Raw genomic sequence first — 17,806 nt, forward strand, 5'->3', positions numbered from 1 at the left:
GGTGAGGAATTGAACGTAGCTGGGCTAATCACCCGAAACCGGGGCGAGAGAGCGCCCTAACGATCGACGTCACAAGAACCATACCTATCGAGCGAACAGAATAGAGTGTGATACGTCGCCTCCTCGTCACTCTTCTGGTCGTCTGTGCGCTTCCCGCGACCGGCGGCCTCGCGGGCGCTGCGGACCCTTCCGGCGCTGCGGGTACCGGTCCTCGATCGCCGGCGACGACCGCTGTCGGCGGGCCGTCGACCGCGGCCGACCCCCTCGTCAGAACGGTCTCCCTCCAGCTCACGCCGGACGACCCCGGGTCCGTCCGGGCGACAGTCCGGTTCGACGTGCCCGACAGCGTGACCGAGGTTCGGGTCGTGCTTCCCGAAGACGCGAGCGTGGTCTCGACGCGCGGGTTCGATCGGGCGGACGGCCGGGAGTACGCCTGGGACGGCTCGACGAGTCGGCCCTCGGTGACCTTCGACAAGCCAGCGAACGTCACGGGCGACGCCCGCCGTTCGGCGAACGTCACGGGGAACGAGAGCGTCCCTGCCGTCCCCACCGCGACCGGCGACGCTGACGACGGTCACGACCACAGCCACGACGACGAGCGCGGCGGGGTCGAAGCACGCGCCGCCGAGCCCGGCGACCCGCACCTCGACGGGGCCGCCGCCGAGGCGGGATACGTCTTCGCCGACACCGGCGACTGGGCCGTCGTGCGCGTCCCGCAGGTCGGGACCAGTTGGCGATACCGCGGCAAGGAGGTCCCCCTCGACCGCCGGACCGTCGTCGACGGCGAGGGCGCGACCGGCGGCGAGATCGCGTACCTCGGCCCGCACGAGGAGCGGGTCCGTCAGGCGGGTGACGAGACCGTTCGCCTCGTCGTGCCGGCGTCGGCGTCGATGCGGGCGTCGCCGGAGGCCGTGCTTGACTCGATCGCCGACGCCCGCGACCGCCTCCGCGTCGGCGGCGACAACGAGGAGTCGTTCTTCGTCGCCGCGCCGACGAACGTGGCGTGGGCGGCCCGCGGCGTCCAGACCGGGCCGGACGACGCCTGGGTGCGGGCGGACTCGGGGCTCGACTCCCCGGACAACGTCTGGATACACGAGTACGTCCACACCCGCCAGGACTACGGGACGACCGCCGAGACGGAGTGGCTGATCGAGGCCTCCGCGGAGTACTACTCGGCGCTGCTCTCGTTCGAGCAGGGCCGCGTCGGCTTCCGGGCGTTCCGCGACCACCTCAGCCACGGCGCGCGAAGCCCCTACGCGGGGACCGTCATGGACGACCCGGCGACCTGGCGGGACAACGGGGCGAACTACGTGAAGGGCGCGCTCGCCGTCGGCGCCATCGACTACCGCACCCGCGCGGCGAGCGACCGGCGGCGGAGCTTCGCGATCACGTTCCGCAGTCTCAACGAGCGCGACCGAGTCACCGCCGACGCGTTCTACGACGCGGTGAACGCCTCCGGCGGCCCCGAGGTCCGCGCGTTCGCCCGCGAGCACGCGACGACCGACGCCGTGCCCGACGCGTGGAGCGCAGAGGAGCACGCGGACGCCTTCGACGCCGCGCCGGCGATGCTGCGCGCGTCCGTCGACTCCTATCGGGTCGACGGCCCCTACAGGAACCGCACGGTCGCGACGCCGCCGACGCTCGTCCCGGGCGAGCGGCTCACGGCTGCCGTGGCCGTCGAGAACGACGGCGGCCGTGCCGACGAGTTCGCCGTCGAACTGACAGTCGACGGGGAGCGCGCCGCCGCGCGGACGGTCGCGCTGGACCCCGGCGAGACGGCGACGGTGCGGCTCGGAACGACGTTCGACGCGGCGGGGTCGTACGAGCTGTCCGTCGCCGACGTCGCCGGCGTCGTCTCGGTTCGGGAGCCGGCGGCGCCGACCGTCACGGCTATCGACGTCGACCCCTCGTCGCCGCGGGCGGGCGACGAGGTCCGACTGGTCGCCACCGTCAGGAACGACGCCGATTGGCCCGCGCGCGGGGAGATCCAGTTCCGGGTCGACGGGGACGCGGTCGCGACGCGGACCGTCGCGGTCGACGCCGGCGCGGAGACGACGGTCACCGCGAACGCGACCCTCCCCGCCGGCGGGGTCAGAATCGGCGCGGGCGATGCGGAGCGGTCGGTTCGCGTCTCCGAGCGGAGCAGCACCGGCCTGCCCGGGTTCGGCGTCGGCGTCGCGCTCGTCGCGCTCGTCGCGGCGGCGCTGTTCGGTCGGCGCGGTGAATAGCGAGCCTCGGACCCCGTTCGCAGAAAGCGTCTACTCGACCGTGACGGTCAGCTCGCACCGGTCGTCGCCGTCAAGCAGGCAGGCCGCCTCGTCGATGCTCGCCGCCTCGTCGCGCGACGCCGCGATGCCGCGGACGATGCCCTTCCCGAGCGGACACAGCTCGTTGCCCGACGGGTAGACGAGCGTCACGACGTCGCCGTCGACCCGCTCCGCGTCCACGTCGGGCGGGAACGCCTCGTCGTCGTCGCCGTCGAGCTCCGCGTATATCGTCTCCAGGTTCTCGAGCACGTCGGCGGTTCGCCAGTCGTCCCTGACGTGGGCCTTGAACGTGTCGAGGAGCTCGGGCGCGAGGAACTCGCCGAAGTCCTCCTGGAGCGCCGGCTCGGAGCGGTCGTTCCGCTCCGCGAGCGTCTCGAGGAGCGCCGTCACCTCCTCGTCCGGGTAATGCGACACCGGCAGGTAGAGCTTCGGTTCGATGCCCGCGGCGTCCATGACCTCGTCCCAGTCCTCCTCGGGCAGTTCCGCCTCGACGTAGCTTTTCAGCGATTTGTGGATTATTCCGTGCATATCTCAGTTCGCCCCCCACGCACGCGCTTCGTTCACACGCGTACAACTGCGAGACTCCGGCTTAAAACTCCCGGTGAAATGAGAAGTTCCGTCGAGTTACAGGAACTCGGCGACCGCCGGCGCGGCGCTGACCTCGCTCGCGGCGCGTTCGAGCGTGTCGGTGCCGTAGACGGCCTCGACGCCCGCCCGCGCCAGTTTCGTCGGCGCGTTGCGAGCCAGCAGGGGGTGGACGCAGGTGACGAACACCCGCGCCGCGCCGCGGTCCTGCAGGATGCCCACGGCCTCGCTCATCGTCGACCCGGTGGCGATGATGTCGTCGGTGACGACGACGTCCCGCCCGTCGACCGCGGCGTCGCTCGGCGATATCTCCACCTCCGACCCGGAGTGGCGCGTCTTCTCGAAGTAGTCCGTCTCGCCCGCGCCGTAGGCGTCCCGGACGGTCTCGGCGATGTCGAGCGCGCCCTCGTCCGGCGAGAGGAACACCGGTTCCGCGAGATCCCCGGGCAGCGGCTCCGCCAGACACGCCCCCGCGTCGACGGCGGTCGCCGCCGGCTCGAACCAATCCGTCACGGCGTCCTCGTGGGGGTTGACGACCAGCGTCCGGTCCGCGCCGGTGCTGATGGCCCGCGCCATCGCGCGCGCCGACACCGGTTCGCCGGCCTTGAACGCCTCGTCCTGCCGCGCGTAGCCCATGTAGGGCAGGACGGTGACGACCTCCTCGGCCCCGGCCTCGCGGGCGGCGTCCTGCAACTGGAGCAGTTCGACGTGGGCGTCGCTCGTCGGCGTCGACGCCACGACGACGGCGCGCTCGGGCGAGACGTCGCCGACGCGCGCGATCAGTTCGCCGTCCGGAAACCGTTCGAACTCCACCGGCGCGAGCGGTTCGTCGAGCTCGTCGGCCAGCGCGGCCGCGAGCGACTGCGACGCGGACCCGGGTACGATCATGGTCGGGTATCTGCGACCCTGGTTAAACCCGTTTTCGTTCTGCGGACTCGGGCGGTAACGTCTGTCTCACTACGGCACCGCGATCCCGCCGATCTCCGTCACGCCGAGGGGCTGGGTCCGCCAGCCGTCGCCGGCGTCCGCGAGGAAGGTGCCGTCGCCGCCGACGGCGTACACCGCGGCGTCGGCGTACGCGATGCCGGCCACCGACGCGTTGGGCGGGAACTCGACGGGGGACCAGTCGCCGTCGTCGTGCTCGTACAGCGTCTCCGGCGTGGCGGCGTGGGCGCGGCCCAGTTCGCCCGGCGGAACGTCGCGGTCGGCGGCGGCGAGCGTGAACTCGCCGCCGGACTGCTCCATCCAGCCCGCGCCGAGCTTGTACAGGCCGTCGCCGGTGGCGGCGAGGGGGGTGCCGGCGGCGGAGACGTCCCGAGCGTCGTCGAGCCCGGTGTGCGAGAGGTCACCGTTCCGGACGCGGTAGACGCCGTCCTCCGCGGCGACGAGGTCGCCGGCGGCGGCGCGGACCGGGACGCCGACCGACCCGACGGTCGTCCACTCGTCGGTCTCGGTGGCGCGGGCGACCGACCAGTCCGGGCCGACCGCGAGGAGGGCGTCACCGTCGAAGGCGACCGCGACGGCGGGGCCGAAGCCGACGGAGTCGTACTCGTGCTCGTCTTTCACGAGCACGTCCGTCGGCGTCGCGACGGCGAGATGGCCGTCCCGCGCGGCCACGTCGAGCGCGGTGCAGGCGTGGTCGATGCCGTACTGTCCGACCAGGTCGTCGGAGACGGAGACGCTGGCGACGCCCTGGCCGGCCGCGACGTACGCCGTCGTCTCGCCGACCTTGTCCCCGTACACCCGCTTCTCGTCGATGCTGACCATGTGGGTGCGGTGGCGTGCGATCACGGAAAACGTTCCGGCGCGTCCGCCGACCCGGACCGTCGGCGTCGTTCGCGAGTCCTTTTCAGGCGCCGTGCGGTACCGGGAAACGGAAAATGGCGCTGGAGACGGCGATTCGGATCGGGCTCCTGGTCGCATCGGTCGCGGGCCTCTGGGTCGGGGCGCGCCTGTTAGTCGACGCCGTCGTGCGGCTGGGCCGTCGAGTCGGCCTGTCCGAACTGACGATCGGACTCACCGTCGTCGCCGCCGGGACGTCGACCCCCGAACTCGTCGTCACGACCGACGCGGCGCTCAAGGGGCTCGGCGACATTGCGATCGGCAACGTCGTCGGGTCTAACATCTACAACCTCGCGTTCGTCCTCGGGGTCGTCTCGCTGATCCGCTTCGTTCCGATAGAGCGCTCACTCGTCCACAGGGACGGTCTCGCGCTGATCGCGAGCACGCTCGTCGGCGCCGCCGTCATGCTCGACCTGACGGTGACGCGGGCCGAGGGAGCGCTCCTCCTCGCGCTGTTCGCGGCGTACACGGCGCACCTCCTCCGGTCGGGCGCCGAGTCCGACTCCGAGTTCCCGTCCGCAGGCGAACCGTCGACGCGAGAGGGGACGAGCGTGCCGATGGGACCGACGGACCGCGTCGCGTTTCGGGGTCGCGACGCGGTCCTGCTGGTCGCGGGGCTGGCGATCACGCTCGTCAGCGGGGACGTCATGGTCCGGACCGCCTCGGCGCTGGCGAGAGGCGCCGGCGTCTCGGAGTGGGTCATCGGCGGGACGGTCGTCGCCGCCGGCACCTCGACCCCGGAGTTCGCGGTGTCGCTCGTGGCGATGCGGCGCGGCAGTCTCGGCGTCTCGGTCGGGAACGTCGTCGGGAGCAACGTGTTCAACTTGCTCGGCGTCGTGGGGGTCGCCTCCCTCATCCGCCCGCTCTCGTTCGGCGGTGCCGCGCTGGAGAGCCTCGCGTGGCTGACCGCCGTGTCCGTCGCGATCGTCGCCGCCCTCTGGACGCGGCGGCGGCTCTCGCGGGGGGAGGGCGCGCTGTTCGCCGGGTCCGAGATCGTCCGGTGGACGCTCGGCCTGCTCGGCGGCGGGTGACGCGGCTCCGACGGACGGTCGCCGGCCGCAGTCTCCGTCGCGCTTCGGAACCACTTTGAGGAACGCATCCACAGGTTTACGCAATGAAGGTTTTCGGGTCGAGCGGAACGCGGGGCGTGGTCAACGAGTCGTTGGGGCCCGAGTTCCTCCTGCGGGTCGCGAAGGCAGCGGGAACGATGTGGCGCGCCGACCGCGTCGCCATCGCACGGGACACGCGGCGGACGGGCGAGATGCTTGCGGACGCGGCGGCGAGCGGGCTGGCGAGCGTCGGCACCGACGTCGACCGCCTCGGCGTCGTGCCGACGCCGGGCCTGCAGGCGTACGCGGAGCGCGAGGGCGTTCCGGCGCTGATGATCACCGCCTCGCACAACCCGCCGAAGTTCAACGGCATGAAGCTGATCGGCGACGACGGCGTCGAGCTCTCGGTCGACGAACTGGAGGCCGTCGAGGAGCGGCTGCTCGCTGAGCGCTTCGAGACCGTCTCCTGGGCCGAGACCGGCGAGGCCCGCCACGTCGAGGGCGCTCGCCGCGCGTACGTCGACCAGCTCATCGACGCGGTCGACGCCGAGGCGATCGCCGACGCGGACCTCACCGTCGCGCTCGATCCGGGCCACGGCGCCGGATCGCTCACCAGTCCCGACTTCTTCCGCGAACTGGGCTGTCGCGTCATCACGGTCAACGCCCAGCCCGACGGCCACTTCCCCGGCCGCAACCCCGAGCCGGTCTCGGAGAATTTGGGGGACCTCGGCCGGCTGGTCGCCTCGACCGACGCCGACCTCGGCATCGCCCACGACGGCGACGCCGACCGCGCCATCTTCTACGACGAGCGCGGCGAGTACATCGAGGGGGACGCCACGTTCGCCGCCCTCGCCGCCGCCGAACTCTCGCCCGGCGACACGACCGTCTCCGCGGTCAACGTCTCCCAGCGCCTCGTCGACGTGGCCGACGACGTCGGCGCGGACCTCGAACTCACCCCGATCGGCTCCACGAACATCATCTCGCGCATCCGCGACCTCCGGAAGGAGGGCGCGACGGTGCCCGTCGCCGGCGAGGGCAACGGCGGCGTCTTCTTCCCTAACTACCGACTCGCGCGCGACGGTGCCTACATCGCCGCGCGCTTCCTCGAACTCGTCGCCGAGCGCCCGGCCAGCGACATCGTCGCCCCGTACGACGACTACCACAACGTCCGCCGCAACATCGAGTACGGCACCGAGGACGAGCGCCGCGCCATGCTCACCGCCGCCGAGAGCCGCGCACAGTCCTCCGACGCCGAACTCGACGTCACCGACGGCTACCGCCTCGACTACGGCGACGCGTGGGTACTCGCCCGCCCGAGCGGCACCGAGCCGCTCGTCCGGATCTACGCGGAGGCCCGCGAGCGGGACAGGGCGGTGGAGCTGGCGGAGGGGATGCGCGCCGAGTTGGAAGCGGCGAGGAGCGAGGCGTAGCCTCGTCTCCGAACTGTCGAACTCGGCGGTTGCGCTGAACTCGAATCGGCGAGGGACGACGCGTAGCGGTTTCTGCTGTCTCTTGGTGTCGCCGCCTACCGAACAGCACCGCTTCCGGATCGAGCGCCCGCAAAAGGGTGCCTCTGCAGGCCGCCGTCAGGTGGTCCCTCAGCGAGAAGGAGACGTGGGATTGATAGGAACCTTCGGTTTTCCTTCTCAACGCTTTAAATATCGTCAGTCCAACTGGTCCTCCGGTATCCCCTGTTGGAGCATGAACGGGCCGAAGTCCGCCGCGGTCCGACGAGCGACGGTCGCGATGCGGAGGACGTACGCCAGCAGGACGGCGAACGGGGCGACGGCGAGCGTCACCGCACCGGCGACCACGCCGGTCAGCAGCGCCCGGTTCGCGACGAGGTCGACGAGGCGGTCGTACGACAGGATGACGAACCCCCCGCCGACCAGGGCGGCGAACCCGACGTATAGTAGGACGATGGAGAGGTTGGCGAGCTCCTGCTGGATGTATACCGTTTTGAAGTAAAGCCGCGCGACGTGGACGTCCTCCAGCAGCGACTCGATGCCGTCGACCGCGTCGGCGACGGCGTCGGGTAGCGCCTCCTCGTCGCGAGTGTTCCGGAGCGTCCGGGCCGCATCCAATTGCGCCGAGTCGTCGTAGTCGAGGATGACCGAGACGACCTCGAACGTCCCGAACGTCGCTCCCTCCAGCGTCTGCTCCGCACTGCCGGCCTCGTCGGCGACGCGGTCCGCGAACCCGCGCACCCGCTCGCGGCGCTCGGCGTCGTCGACGGTGTCGGCCGCCTCGCGCAACCGCTCCGCGCGGTCCCGCGTGGCCGCGACGAGCGTCCGGAGGAAGGCGGTCGGTGTCGCAGGACTGGACTCTACGCCCACGTCGTCCTCGACCGTCCGCCGGAACTCGTCGGTCTCGTCGAGCCGTTCCCGGAAGGTGCCAGTGGTGCCGAACTCCTGCGTGAGGATGAGCTGGTTGATCGCGAGTACGACGGTGATGAACGGGAGCATCCCGCCGAGCATCGAACCGACGAGCGTCGTCACGGGACGGGGATCGGTGACGACGACGAGGCTCATCCCGGCCAGGGCGACGACCGCCGCGAACACGATCGCCAGGAGCGCGGCGGCGATCAGCACCCGGTCCCCGTCGAGCGCGACCCACCGCTTCGCCTGCGCGAGGTCCGGCATCTATCGGGGATCCAACGGCCGGCCACTTGTACGGCGGCCGGTCCTACCGTGTTCGACGCGTCCGAGTCCTCCGGATCTCGCGGCCGGGTGTCGAACCCTCTTGGGCTCTCGGAGTGCGTCTACTCATGCGCGCAGCCACGTTTCAGGGCCCCGGCGATATCAGCGTCGAAGAGGGACCGCGCCCGGCGATCGAGGACCCGACCGACGCAGTCGTGCGGGTCTCCCACACCGCGATCTGCGGCTCCGACCGCTGGTTCTACCGCGCGATGGACGAGCGCGAGGCGATCAAGGTGCTCGTCAGGCCGTGATCAGCGGTCGGGGTACGACTCCAGCGCGTCGGCGAGGCGCTCTCGCTCCTCTCGCAGGTCCGCGAGTTCGCCCTCGACGTCCCCGGAGGCGAGGCGGTCGCGCTCCTCGGGGCCGAGGCGCTCCCGCGCGACGGCGGCGTTTCGCAGGCGCTCGTAGTCGTCGTCGCGGGTCAGCGCGCGCACGTCGCGGAGCCGCGCCACGACGTCCTCCGGCGCGAACCGCGAGACGAGCGAGATCAGCTCCCGCGAGCGCCACCAGAGGTCGTCCGCCGACGGCGGTGGCCACCCGACGGTGAGGGGGTCGGCGTCGAGCCGTTCCAGGTAGGTCTGTCTGGTGGCGACCCGCCGCTTCAGTTCCGCGGCGTCGTCGACGTAGTGGTCGAGCTTCGACTTCGAGTAGTCGGCGTAGGAAAGCAGGGTCGGGATCGGCTCCTCGCCGGCCGGCGACGACCGGACGAAGTCGAGCAGGTCCGTCGGCGGCGTCGTCAGGTCGACGAGCGGGAACTGGTCGGCGTCGACGGCGAACCCGAGCACCGTCCGGGCGCTCTCCTCGCGTTTGAACGCGGCGAAGGCCTCGCGAACCCCCTCGTCGTACGCCTCGATCGGGTCTCGCAGGCGCTCCACGGGGGCGTTCAGGTCCGCCTCGCCGAGTTCGATCAGCCGTTCGAGGTCGTCGATGCGGTCCTCGACGCGCTCCTTCCGGCGGGCGGCGTCCTTGCGGGCGTCTCTATACGCTTCCAGGGCTTCCTCCCGCTCCGCGGGGAGTCGGGCGACGGAGGCCGCGGGCGCGAGCGCCTCGCGGGCGGCGGCGAAGTCGTCCTCGCTCAGGCGGCGCTGGTCGAGCGCGTCGAGCGCGCCCTCGAACGCGTCGCGGCGGGGGAACTCCTCCGGCAACCCCTCGACGAGGTCCGCCACCGCGTCCTGGAACTCGACGTACGCCTTGAAGTCGCCGGTCCCGGTGGCGCTCTCCTCGTACCGGTCGAACAGGTCGGTCAGGTCGTCGTACGCGTCCGCGACCGTCGAGACGGTCTCCTCGCCGACGTCCTCGATCTCCCGCTCGACCTCGCGGACGGCGTCGTCCGCGGACTCCAGGGCGGCGATGGGGTCACTCATTGCGCGTGGTCACTCGTACACGTCGTCGGGGTCGAAGACCTTCTCGCCGACGACCTCGCCGTCGACGGTTCGGTGGAAACACGACTCGTAGCCGGTGTGACAGGCCCCGCCCTCCTGCTCGACGAGGTAGAGCAGGCTGTCGCCGTCGCAGTCGACGCGGACCTCCTCGACGCGCTGGACGTGGCCGCTGGTCGCCCCCTTCTCCCAGAGCTCGTCCCTGCTGCGGGAGTAGTAGTGCGCGCGCCCCGTCTCCCGGGTCCGCTCCAGCGCCTCGGGCGTCACGTACGCGAGCATCAACACCTCGCCGGTGTCGGCGTCCTGCGCGACGGCGGGGATCCGCCTGCTCTCCCCGAAATCCATCTCCACGGCGGTGGCGTCGGTCATGTCCGCGAAGACGCCGCTCCCGCGAATAGTTCTTTTGTTCGCGCCGACGCCGGGGCTGTTTTAGGGACCGAGCGCGGAGGCGGGAGTATGGACGGCGACGCGGACGCGACGGACGACGGAGCGACCGGCGACGACGGGATCGTGGCGGAACTGCGCGCGAACCCGGCGCTCGCCGCCGTCGAAGTGGGGAGCCTCGCGGTCGCGCTCTGCCTCCCGGTCGCGACGCTGTGGGCGCTCGTCGCTCCCGGCGACCCGTCGACGGACGTGCTGGTCGGCGTCGTCCTCGTCGGAGTCGCCTTCGCCGCGCTCTGGACGCTCGCGTACCCCTTGTACGACGCGATGCGGTAACTTCGGGGTCGCCGCGAACCGGACCTCCCGCTCGTCGTCACGCACGCCAGCGATGCCTCAACGGGTTACTCGTCGCCTTTCCGTCCCGATCGCGCCCGTCGCCGTCGCGACGGCCGCAATGCTCTCGGGTACATGTATGATAATTTAATCCCTGTCGGGCGTGGAGTCGCCTTCCGACGGTATTCACGTCTAGAAGAAGACTATATGTAGCCGCATCATCTGGACCTAGTGACCAGTAGATGCAGTCACTCGGAACCGCACCGACGGGGTCGGTCCTCCTCGCCGCGCCGCCGGTCAGGGGCGGGATCCCCACCGTCGGCCTCGACAGCTCGCAGTGGGTCGAGACCGTCCTCTCGGCTGGTGCGCTCGCTCTCTCACCGGACGCCCTCGCGCTGGCGCTCGTCGGATCGATGTTCGGGATCGCCGTGCTGTTGCGCAGGCGCCGTCGGTCCCGTCACGGCGGGTTTGACGGGAACTACCGCGACGTCTTCCACGGCATGGACGAGGCGGTCGTCGTTCAGGACGCCGAGACCCTGGAGATCGTCGACGCGAACCGGGCGGCGGCCGACCTGTACGGGTACTCCGTCCCGGAGCTCCGGCGACTGAACGTGATGGACCTCACTGCCGCCCACCCGGAGTTCGACGCCGCGACGGTCGAGGAGAAGCTCGAACGGACGGTCGAGGACGGCTCCCAGCGGTTCGACTGGCCCATCGAGCGCGAGGACGGCGAGCGGCGCTGGGTCGAGGTCTCGCTGACGCGAGCGTCCGTAGAGGGGAACCCCCGGGTGCTCGCGGTGATTCGGGACGTCACCGATCGGAAGGCGCGGATCGACGACCTCGAACGCTACGAGACGCTCGCCGAGACGGTCGTCGACGGCCTCTACATCACGGGCCCGAACGGCCACTTCACGTACGCCAACGAGGAACTGGCGGCGCTGATGGGGTACGACCGCGAGGAACTGCTCGGGATGCACATCGCCGACGTCACGCCCTCGCCGGAGGTGGACCGGGCCTGGGAGCTGCGCGACGACCTCGAAGCGGCGCCCGACCAGACGAAGACCCAGGAGTTCGACCTGTTCACCGCCTCCGGTGACACCGTCCCCGTCGAGATCCGGTTCACCGCCCTGCCCTTCAGCGACGGGTCGCAGGGCACCGCCGGGGTGGTCCGCGACGTCTCCGACCGAAAGCGCCACGAGCACCAGCTCGAAGCGCTACACGCGGTGACCCGCGACCTGATGACGGCGAGCGATGCCGACGTCGTCGCCGCCCGCGCGAGCGAGGCGCTGGAGGAACTGCTCGAGTTCCCGATCAACGGCGTCCTGTTTCACGAGGACGGCCGCCTCGACCACGTCACGATCAGCCCGGACGCGGAGTCCCTGTTCGGATCGCCGCCGTCGCTGCCGACGGAGGGGAGCGTCGCGGGGGAGGTGTTCCGCACCGGCGAGCCGCGCGTGTTCGACGACGTCGACGGCGCCGACGGCGTCTACGATCCCGACACCCCGGTCCGGAGCGAGTGCATCTTCCCGCTCGGGGAGTTCGGCGTGCTGATCGTCGCCTCGACCGCGCCGAACGCGTTCGATCGGCGGGAGGTCGAACTCGTGCGCGTCCTCGCCGCCAACGTCCGGGCCGCGCTGGAGCGAACGCGGATCGAGACGGAACTCGAGCGCCAGAACGCCCGCTTGGAGGAGTTCGCGAGCATCGTCACCCACGACCTCCGCAACCCGATGAACGTCGCCGAGGGCCACCTCGAACTCGCCCGCGAACTGGACGACCTCTCCCGCCTCGACGACGTCGACGCGGCGTTCGACCGGATGAGCGCCATCATCGAGGAGGGACTGACGTTCGCCCGCGTCGAGGGGGAGATGGAGACCGCGGTGCTCGACCTCGAAGCCGTCGCGCGGCGGGCGTGGGACATGGTCGCGACCGGCGACGCGACGCTGATCGTCGAGGCGGAGGGGCTCGTCCGCGCCAACGAGGAACGGCTCCTGACGCTGTTCGAGAACCTCTTTCGCAACTCGTTCGACCACGGCGGCGAGGGCGTCACCGTCCGGGTCGGCTGGCTGGCGGACGGCGACGAGTTCTACGTCGAGGACACTGGCCCCGGCATCCCGCCGTCGGAGCGCGAGCGCGTCTTCGAGGCGGGCCACACGACGGCGGAGAGCGGCACCGGTCTCGGCCTCTCTATCGTCCGCACCGTCGCCGACGTCCACGGCTGGGACCACGGCATCACCGACGGCGAATGCGGCGGCGCACGCTTCGAGTTCTCCGGCGTCGAGGCGGCGTAGGTCGCCGAACGCGGTCGCGACGGCGGATCGGCGCGGTGGTGAGTTCTTCCTAGCGACGGTCAGTCGTCGCTCGGCGCGTCCGATCCGGGCGGGTCGAAGTCGAAGAACCCGTCGACGGACGCCCGGGCTGCGATCCGGGGGCGGTAGACCCAGGCGTTGAGCAAGACGATGGGCACCACGACCGCCGCGACGACGGCGTAGCCGACGTGGAGGTTCGGGAGCAGCGTCGCGGAGTAGACCAGCGGGAAGGCGATGCCGCCGATCGTCCCCACGCCGCCGACGACGCCCGCCACCGACCCCGAGCTGTTCGGGAACATCGCGGGCACCTGCGCGAAGATGGCCCCCTCGGCGAACGCGCAGGCCATCCCGACGACGAAGCCCGCTCCGACCGCGACCAGCACGCGGCCGGTGAGCCCGGCGAGCGTCATCCCGAGCATCGCGACGACGATGAAGACGAGGGTGACGAACGTCCACTGCTCCCGGTACCGCCCCTCGAAGACGGGCAGGAGGTCCCGCTCGCGCCGCGCGAGCGCGTCGCTGACGTAGCCTCCGATCGGGCGAAGCAGGCCGGCCGCCAGCGAGAACGTCGCGGCGAACGTGCTCGCGAGGACGAGGTCGTCGGTGGCGAACGCCTCCCGGTAGTACGTCGCCAGCCAGCCGTTCATCGAGAGTTCGAGGCCGAAGCTCATCACGTACGCGAGCGCGAGGACGACCGTGCCGTACCGTGTCGCGGTGTGGACCCACTGCTTCAGGGTGGCGCTTTCCGCGGTCGCCTCCCGGCGTTCGTCAGTCTTCGCCGCCTCGCCGACGGAGTAGTATACGACCGCCATCAGGATCGACGCGATCCCGGTGTAGAAGAAGGCGGCCCGCCAGTTCGACTGGAACAGGGGGCCGCTCCACTCCGGCCCGAACGCCCGCGGGAGGACGAGCGCCCCGCCCGCTGCCCCGGCGTTGCCGACGCCGGCGTAGATGCCCTCCGCGGTGCCGAGCTGCTCCTCGGGGAACCACTCCGAGACGTGCTGGATGCCGATGACGAAGGTTATCCCCGCCGTCGCGACGATCAGCCGCTCGACGAAGAAGACGGCGTAGCTCTGGGCGAACGCGCTCGCCATCGAGAACACGCCGACGTAGGCGAGCACGATGGCGAACACCGTCGGCGCGCCGTACCTGTCCGAGAGCCAGCCGGTCAGGATCCGCCCGAACGGGGCCAGCCAGATCGCGGCGCTCGCCAAGATCCCGATCTCCGCGAGCGAGAGGTCGAACTCCGCCGCCATCGGCCCGGTGAAGGGGGCGAAGGAGAACCAGATGAGAAAGGAGAGGTTGAACCCCGCCGTGGCGAGAACGAGCGTCCGCCACTTCGTCATCCGGATCACGCTTCTCCCTCCGTCGGGGGCCCGACCGACCGATCGCCGCCAGCGTCGATTTCGGATACTTCGTCCACTTCCCCCGGGTCCTCGCTAACGATTGGAGCTATAATCACGATATATCCGTACGAACCTGAACTTTATAGTCTCTATCGTTGACGGTTGGTTATTTCCCCGACGGCAGACGCGACGATCGGACGGTATGGGATCGGATATTGTGTCATTAAGGGATCTAACGACCAGTGCGGGGCAGTCGTTTCGGTCGCGCGGCGGCCGCGCGGAACCGGGTGGCGGCCGGCGCGGCCGTTCGGCGGTACGTCCCACGAACGGGCCGCTTCGCCGACATCCAGTTTGTGGCTATTCGTCACCTTAATGCCGAATTCTGTACTAGCTATTTTAGGAAAAAGCGTAAATACAATATGCACGACCACAACTAACGACGAAAGGTGATCTAACGAATGCTAACTGGAAACAGAACCCCGCTGGCTCGGCTGCGCGAGGGCGACGGGGACGGGTTCGTGACGTCGGGGTCCGAACTCGAACTCGTCCGCGAGGAGGTCGTCTCGTTCGTCGACGAGGCGGTCGCGAGCGCGAACCGGACGGGGGCCGTCGTGGCGATGAGCGGCGGGATCGACTCGACGCTGACGGCGGCGCTCGCCGTCGACGCGCTCGGCAGCGACCGCGTCCTCGGACTGGGACTGCCCTGTCGGAAACTCGACGAGCCCCACGCGACGGACGCGCGGACGCTGGCCGAGGGCCTCGGGATCGAGTACCGGGAGGTGAACCTGCGCCCGCTGCTCGACGCGTTCGAGGACAGCGTCGCCCCGGAGATAAGCACGAACGGCACGAAGCGAGCGATCGGAAACGTCGTCGCGCGGTTGCGGATGGCCTGTGCGTACTACGCCGCGAACGCCCGCTCCCTGCTCGTGCTGGGGACGGCGAACCGCTCGGAGCTCCTGCTGGGGTACTTCACGAAGCACGGCGACGGGGCCGCCGACCTGTACCCGATCGGCGACCTGTACAAGACGGAGGTCCGGGCGCTCGCACAGCGGGTCGGGGTCCCACGGCGCATCATCAACAAGGAGTCGACAGCGGGGCTCTGGGCCGGCCAGACCGACCGGGACGACCTCGGCGCGCCGTACGAGACGATCGACGCGCTCCTGACGCGGATCATCGACCGCGGCGAGCGCGTCCCGGCGGCGGCCGACGAGATCGGCGTCGACGAGGACACCGCCCGCGAGATAGCCGCCCGCTACGTCGACACGGTCCACAAGCGAAACGTCCCGCCGACGCCGGGACTCACGGAAGATGGTGCCGGGAAGTCGGCCTACCCCCTGCATCTCCTCGGCTCGGGATCGACCGTCGATCCGTGACATCGGGCCGATCGGCGTCGGGCTCGACGAGCGGCGTCACACCGCGCCGAGCAGTCCCAGCAGCCCGAACAGCACGTCGCCGTAGGTGAGCGCGACGACGAGGCCGACGAACATCGGGACGAGAAACGGGATGCCCGGCGACACCCACACGTCGCGCTCCGTCGTCAGGCGGTCGAGCCCCTCCCGGAGGTCGCTCGCGCTCGCGCCGTACGCGCCGTCCACGTCGGTCAGGAAGGCGTCGGCCCCCCAGGGGTCGTCGAACGTCGGAGCGGCCGGGTCGTCGTCGGCGCTCTCGCGGCCGGGCGGCGACCCCCCGTCCGACGAGCGACGCCCGTCGACGTCCTCGACGACGGCGGGCGCCCCCGGCGACTCCGCGGTCACGGCCCCGTCCGTCGGGGGGTTCGGCTCGTCGGGCAGCGTGGCGGGGTCCCGGAGCGCGTCGGCGTTCGCCCGCAGCGTTTCGAGGTCGACCCCGCGCCAGCGCAGGTACATGCGGAGCGCGTCCAGGTCGAGGCCGCCGCGGGTCGACCCGTCGGCCCCTTCGAGCAGCCGTCCGTGCGTCTCGGGGACGGCCTCGACGTGTACTGGCCGGCCGACGAACATGAGCGACGAGAACCGCCCGGCGACGGCGTTGCGAGCCGCAAGCAGCAGCGGCGCGGCGAGGCCGAAAAGCACGGTGTTCGTCAGCACCGTGAAGGAGAACACGCCGACGTTCGTCGGCTGGAGCGGGAGCGCCGCGTTCGGCAGGAAGTAGACGGGGTAGGCGGGAAAGAGCAGGGCGATGACCATCAGCGCCTTCGCGTCCGCGCCGCCGAACCCGCCGGTCCGCCAGAACAGGTACGCGAGCGGGACGACGAGGCCGATACTCACCGCCGTCGGGACGAGGAAGCGCCGCCACGCGAACTCGCTCGCGGTCCAGGCCGTCCACGCGTCCTGGGCGAGTAGCGCGAGCGCAAGTGCCGTCAGCGGCGCCCAGGCGGCGTTTGGCACGCGCCGGGTCGCCACGTCGCGGTACGCCGCCCACGCGAAGACGGGGACGGCGAGCAACCGCAGGAGGTCGACGGTCGACGTCTCCTCGACGAGCACGGTGACGGCTTCGAGCACGTTCGGTATTCGGTGGCGTCGCCGTGATATAAATTCCGTCTGGGACGGTGCCGGGCGGGACTCGCCCGGCGGCGTCGGGCCGTCCGCAACGGGGAAGTGCTCGACGCCGTCGGAAACGGTCTTGTAGTGTGTTATCTCACCACAATCATTTTCACCGATCACGCGCCACCCTCACGCATGGCCGACAGCCTGCAGGACGCACAGGAACCGCTCAAGGAGCAGTACGAGGCGGACCCCGACGAGGCGCGGATCACCCTCACCGCCACCGGCGAGGAGCAGGACGACCTCCGCGCGTGCAACGTGGACATCGGCCGCGCGGTCTACGAGGCGGAACTCCACGAGGGGGCCGGCGGTCCCGGCCGCGGCGCGTGTTCGGGCGACCTCCTGCTCGGGGCGCTCGCCGCGTGCGCCCAGTTGACCGCGCAGGCCGTCGCCGACTCGTTCGGCATCGACGGCGACGTCGGCGTCGAGGTGGCGGGCGACCTCGACATCCGGGGAACGCTCGGCGTCGACGAGGACGCGCCGGTCGGCTTCGAGGACATCCGGCTGGAACTCGCCGTCGACGACGCGGACGTCGACGAGGAGACCCTCGCCTCGTTCCGGGACGTGGTGGAACGGTACTGCGTCGTGTACCAGACGCTGGCGAACCCGCCCGAGATAGAGACGGCGGTGACCGGGGCCTGACCCGGTCGCGCGTCCGACGCTACCGCGAGAGGTGGGCGGTGACGTCGGTGGAGGAGACCATCCCGACGTAGTCGTCCTCAACGACCGGCAGGTGTTTGATGCCGTAGTTGGTCATCATCGCGGCGACCTCCTCCATGTAGAGGTCCGGCGCGGCGGTCTCGACGTCGGTCGTCATCACGTCCGAGACCGTCAGCTTCGAGGTGTCCCGCCCCTCGGCGACCGCGCGGAGCACGTCCGTGCTGCTGACGATCGACCGCGGCGTGGTGCGGACGACCAGCGCGCTGATCTCTTTGTCCTCCATCAGCTGTGCGGCTTCCATCACGGTCGCGTCCTCCGCGATCGTCTCGAGCGGCGTGGACATCACGTCCTCGACGGTGGTTCTGTCTGTGTCACTCATGACCATACCAACGACTGCGGAGGGTATGGTGTTTTCCCCGCGGCGACGGGTTCGCAGGGAC

The 17,806-nt window shown here is 70.6% G+C and carries 16 protein-coding genes and 1 pseudogene; 8 read left to right on the top strand and 9 right to left on the bottom strand.

Annotated features, from left to right (window positions below):
* The first annotated feature begins 107 nt into the window (after window positions 1-107).
* Window positions 108-2,228: a CARDB domain-containing protein gene (locus D8670_RS02890; protein ID WP_121816601.1), complete on the top strand. Its 2,121-nt coding sequence runs from the start codon at window positions 108-110 to the stop codon at window positions 2,226-2,228.
* Between the two features lie 30 nt (window positions 2,229-2,258).
* Here the strand turns inward: D8670_RS02890 and D8670_RS02895 are convergent, their stop codons facing one another.
* The 3 genes from D8670_RS02895 to D8670_RS02905 form a co-directional block, all read right to left on the bottom strand.
* Window positions 2,259-2,795, bottom strand: coding sequence for a heme NO-binding domain-containing protein (locus D8670_RS02895; RefSeq protein ID WP_121816602.1), 537 nt, complete (start codon window positions 2,793-2,795; stop codon window positions 2,259-2,261).
* Between the two features lie 96 nt (window positions 2,796-2,891).
* Window positions 2,892-3,740 (bottom strand): ribose-phosphate diphosphokinase, encoded by an 849-nt coding sequence (locus D8670_RS02900; RefSeq protein WP_121816603.1) that lies wholly within the window; start codon window positions 3,738-3,740, stop codon window positions 2,892-2,894.
* 69 nt (window positions 3,741-3,809) lie between these two features.
* On the bottom strand, window positions 3,810-4,619 hold the full coding sequence (locus tag D8670_RS02905; RefSeq protein WP_121816604.1) for an HVO_0234 family beta-propeller protein: 810 nt from the start codon (window positions 4,617-4,619) through the stop codon (window positions 3,810-3,812).
* Window positions 4,620-4,732: 113 nt separating this feature from the next.
* On the opposite strand from D8670_RS02905, the gene D8670_RS02910 reads away from it, so the two are divergent.
* Together D8670_RS02910 and glmM are read left to right on the top strand one after the other, a co-directional pair.
* Window positions 4,733-5,725, top strand: coding sequence for a calcium/sodium antiporter (locus D8670_RS02910; RefSeq protein WP_121816605.1), 993 nt, complete (start codon window positions 4,733-4,735; stop codon window positions 5,723-5,725).
* 83 nt (window positions 5,726-5,808) lie between these two features.
* Complete coding sequence (gene glmM / locus D8670_RS02915) at window positions 5,809-7,173, top strand: phosphoglucosamine mutase (RefSeq protein ID WP_121816606.1); 1,365 nt, start codon at window positions 5,809-5,811, stop codon at window positions 7,171-7,173.
* 234 nt (window positions 7,174-7,407) lie between these two features.
* Here the strand turns inward: glmM and D8670_RS02920 are convergent, their stop codons facing one another.
* Entirely contained in the window at window positions 7,408-8,385 is a 978-nt protein-coding gene (locus D8670_RS02920) for a DUF7972 family membrane protein (protein ID WP_121816607.1), read from the bottom strand.
* A gap of 125 nt (window positions 8,386-8,510) precedes the next feature.
* Between D8670_RS02920 and D8670_RS02925 the strand changes: the two are divergent.
* Window positions 8,511-8,666 (top strand): annotated as a pseudogene (locus D8670_RS02925) (IMP dehydrogenase); the annotation flags it as partial.
* 27 nt (window positions 8,667-8,693) lie between these two features.
* Here the strand turns inward: D8670_RS02925 and D8670_RS02930 are convergent.
* A complete protein-coding gene (locus D8670_RS02930) occupies window positions 8,694-9,806 on the bottom strand; it encodes a DUF7118 family protein (protein WP_121816608.1) in 1,113 nt (370 codons plus the stop codon).
* A 9-nt stretch (window positions 9,807-9,815) separates the two neighbouring features.
* Complete coding sequence (gene hisI, locus D8670_RS02935; RefSeq protein ID WP_121816609.1) at window positions 9,816-10,190, bottom strand: phosphoribosyl-AMP cyclohydrolase; 375 nt, start codon at window positions 10,188-10,190, stop codon at window positions 9,816-9,818.
* A gap of 87 nt (window positions 10,191-10,277) precedes the next feature.
* Here hisI and D8670_RS02940 point away from each other — a divergent pair, with 87 nt between their 5' ends.
* Together D8670_RS02940 and D8670_RS02945 are read left to right on the top strand one after the other, a co-directional pair.
* The gene (locus D8670_RS02940; RefSeq protein WP_121816610.1) at window positions 10,278-10,538 is read left to right on the top strand and encodes a hypothetical protein; all 261 of its coding nucleotides are present in this window, start codon (window positions 10,278-10,280) and stop codon (window positions 10,536-10,538) included.
* 239 nt (window positions 10,539-10,777) lie between these two features.
* Window positions 10,778-12,823 carry a sensor histidine kinase gene (locus tag D8670_RS02945; RefSeq protein WP_121816611.1) on the top strand — a complete coding sequence of 682 codons (2,046 nt, stop codon included), beginning with the start codon at window positions 10,778-10,780 and terminating at the stop codon, window positions 12,821-12,823.
* A gap of 59 nt (window positions 12,824-12,882) precedes the next feature.
* Here D8670_RS02945 and D8670_RS02950 read toward each other — a convergent pair whose 3' ends face one another.
* Complete coding sequence (locus D8670_RS02950) at window positions 12,883-14,187, bottom strand: MFS transporter (protein WP_121817543.1); 1,305 nt, start codon at window positions 14,185-14,187, stop codon at window positions 12,883-12,885.
* Between the two features lie 458 nt (window positions 14,188-14,645).
* Here D8670_RS02950 and D8670_RS02955 point away from each other — a divergent pair, with 458 nt between their 5' ends.
* Window positions 14,646-15,560 (top strand): NAD+ synthase, encoded by a 915-nt coding sequence (locus D8670_RS02955; RefSeq protein ID WP_121816612.1) that lies wholly within the window; start codon window positions 14,646-14,648, stop codon window positions 15,558-15,560.
* A 36-nt stretch (window positions 15,561-15,596) separates the two neighbouring features.
* Here the strand turns inward: D8670_RS02955 and D8670_RS02960 are convergent, their stop codons facing one another.
* The gene (locus tag D8670_RS02960; protein ID WP_233752180.1) at window positions 15,597-16,664 is read right to left on the bottom strand and encodes an A24 family peptidase; all 1,068 of its coding nucleotides are present in this window, start codon (window positions 16,662-16,664) and stop codon (window positions 15,597-15,599) included.
* Between the two features lie 177 nt (window positions 16,665-16,841).
* On the opposite strand from D8670_RS02960, the gene D8670_RS02965 reads away from it, so the two are divergent.
* A complete protein-coding gene (locus D8670_RS02965) occupies window positions 16,842-17,348 on the top strand; it encodes an OsmC family protein (protein ID WP_121816613.1) in 507 nt (168 codons plus the stop codon).
* A 19-nt stretch (window positions 17,349-17,367) separates the two neighbouring features.
* On the opposite strand, the gene D8670_RS02970 is transcribed toward D8670_RS02965, so the two are convergent.
* Window positions 17,368-17,745 (bottom strand): CBS domain-containing protein, encoded by a 378-nt coding sequence (locus tag D8670_RS02970; protein ID WP_193569259.1) that lies wholly within the window; start codon window positions 17,743-17,745, stop codon window positions 17,368-17,370.
* Window positions 17,746-17,806 lie beyond the last annotated feature (61 nt).

The organism is Halostella limicola (assembly GCF_003675875.1).
Lineage (GTDB): Archaea > Halobacteriota > Halobacteria > Halobacteriales > Natronoarchaeaceae > Halostella > Halostella limicola.

Bases quoted from the DNA above. Each gene is read 5' to 3' on its own strand.
- hisI (WP_121816609.1), bottom strand. From the start codon at position 10,190: ATGACCGACGCCACCGCCGTGGAGATGGATTTCGGGGAGAGCAGGCGG.
- D8670_RS02945 (WP_121816611.1), top strand. From the start codon at position 10,778: ATGCAGTCACTCGGAACCGCACCGACGGGGTCGGTCCTCCTCGCCGCG.
- D8670_RS02920 (WP_121816607.1), bottom strand. From the start codon at position 8,385: ATGCCGGACCTCGCGCAGGCGAAGCGGTGGGTCGCGCTCGACGGGGAC.
- D8670_RS02910 (WP_121816605.1), top strand. From the start codon at position 4,733: ATGGCGCTGGAGACGGCGATTCGGATCGGGCTCCTGGTCGCATCGGTC.
- D8670_RS02895 (WP_121816602.1), bottom strand. From the start codon at position 2,795: ATGCACGGAATAATCCACAAATCGCTGAAAAGCTACGTCGAGGCGGAA.
- D8670_RS02970 (WP_193569259.1), bottom strand. From the start codon at position 17,745: ATGAGTGACACAGACAGAACCACCGTCGAGGACGTGATGTCCACGCCG.
- D8670_RS02950 (WP_121817543.1), bottom strand. From the start codon at position 14,187: ATGACGAAGTGGCGGACGCTCGTTCTCGCCACGGCGGGGTTCAACCTC.
- D8670_RS02940 (WP_121816610.1), top strand. From the start codon at position 10,278: ATGGACGGCGACGCGGACGCGACGGACGACGGAGCGACCGGCGACGAC.
- D8670_RS02900 (WP_121816603.1), bottom strand. From the start codon at position 3,740: ATGATCGTACCCGGGTCCGCGTCGCAGTCGCTCGCGGCCGCGCTGGCC.
- D8670_RS02905 (WP_121816604.1), bottom strand. From the start codon at position 4,619: ATGGTCAGCATCGACGAGAAGCGGGTGTACGGGGACAAGGTCGGCGAG.
- D8670_RS02955 (WP_121816612.1), top strand. From the start codon at position 14,646: ATGCTAACTGGAAACAGAACCCCGCTGGCTCGGCTGCGCGAGGGCGAC.
- glmM (WP_121816606.1), top strand. From the start codon at position 5,809: ATGAAGGTTTTCGGGTCGAGCGGAACGCGGGGCGTGGTCAACGAGTCG.
- D8670_RS02965 (WP_121816613.1), top strand. From the start codon at position 16,842: ATGGCCGACAGCCTGCAGGACGCACAGGAACCGCTCAAGGAGCAGTAC.
- D8670_RS02930 (WP_121816608.1), bottom strand. From the start codon at position 9,806: ATGAGTGACCCCATCGCCGCCCTGGAGTCCGCGGACGACGCCGTCCGC.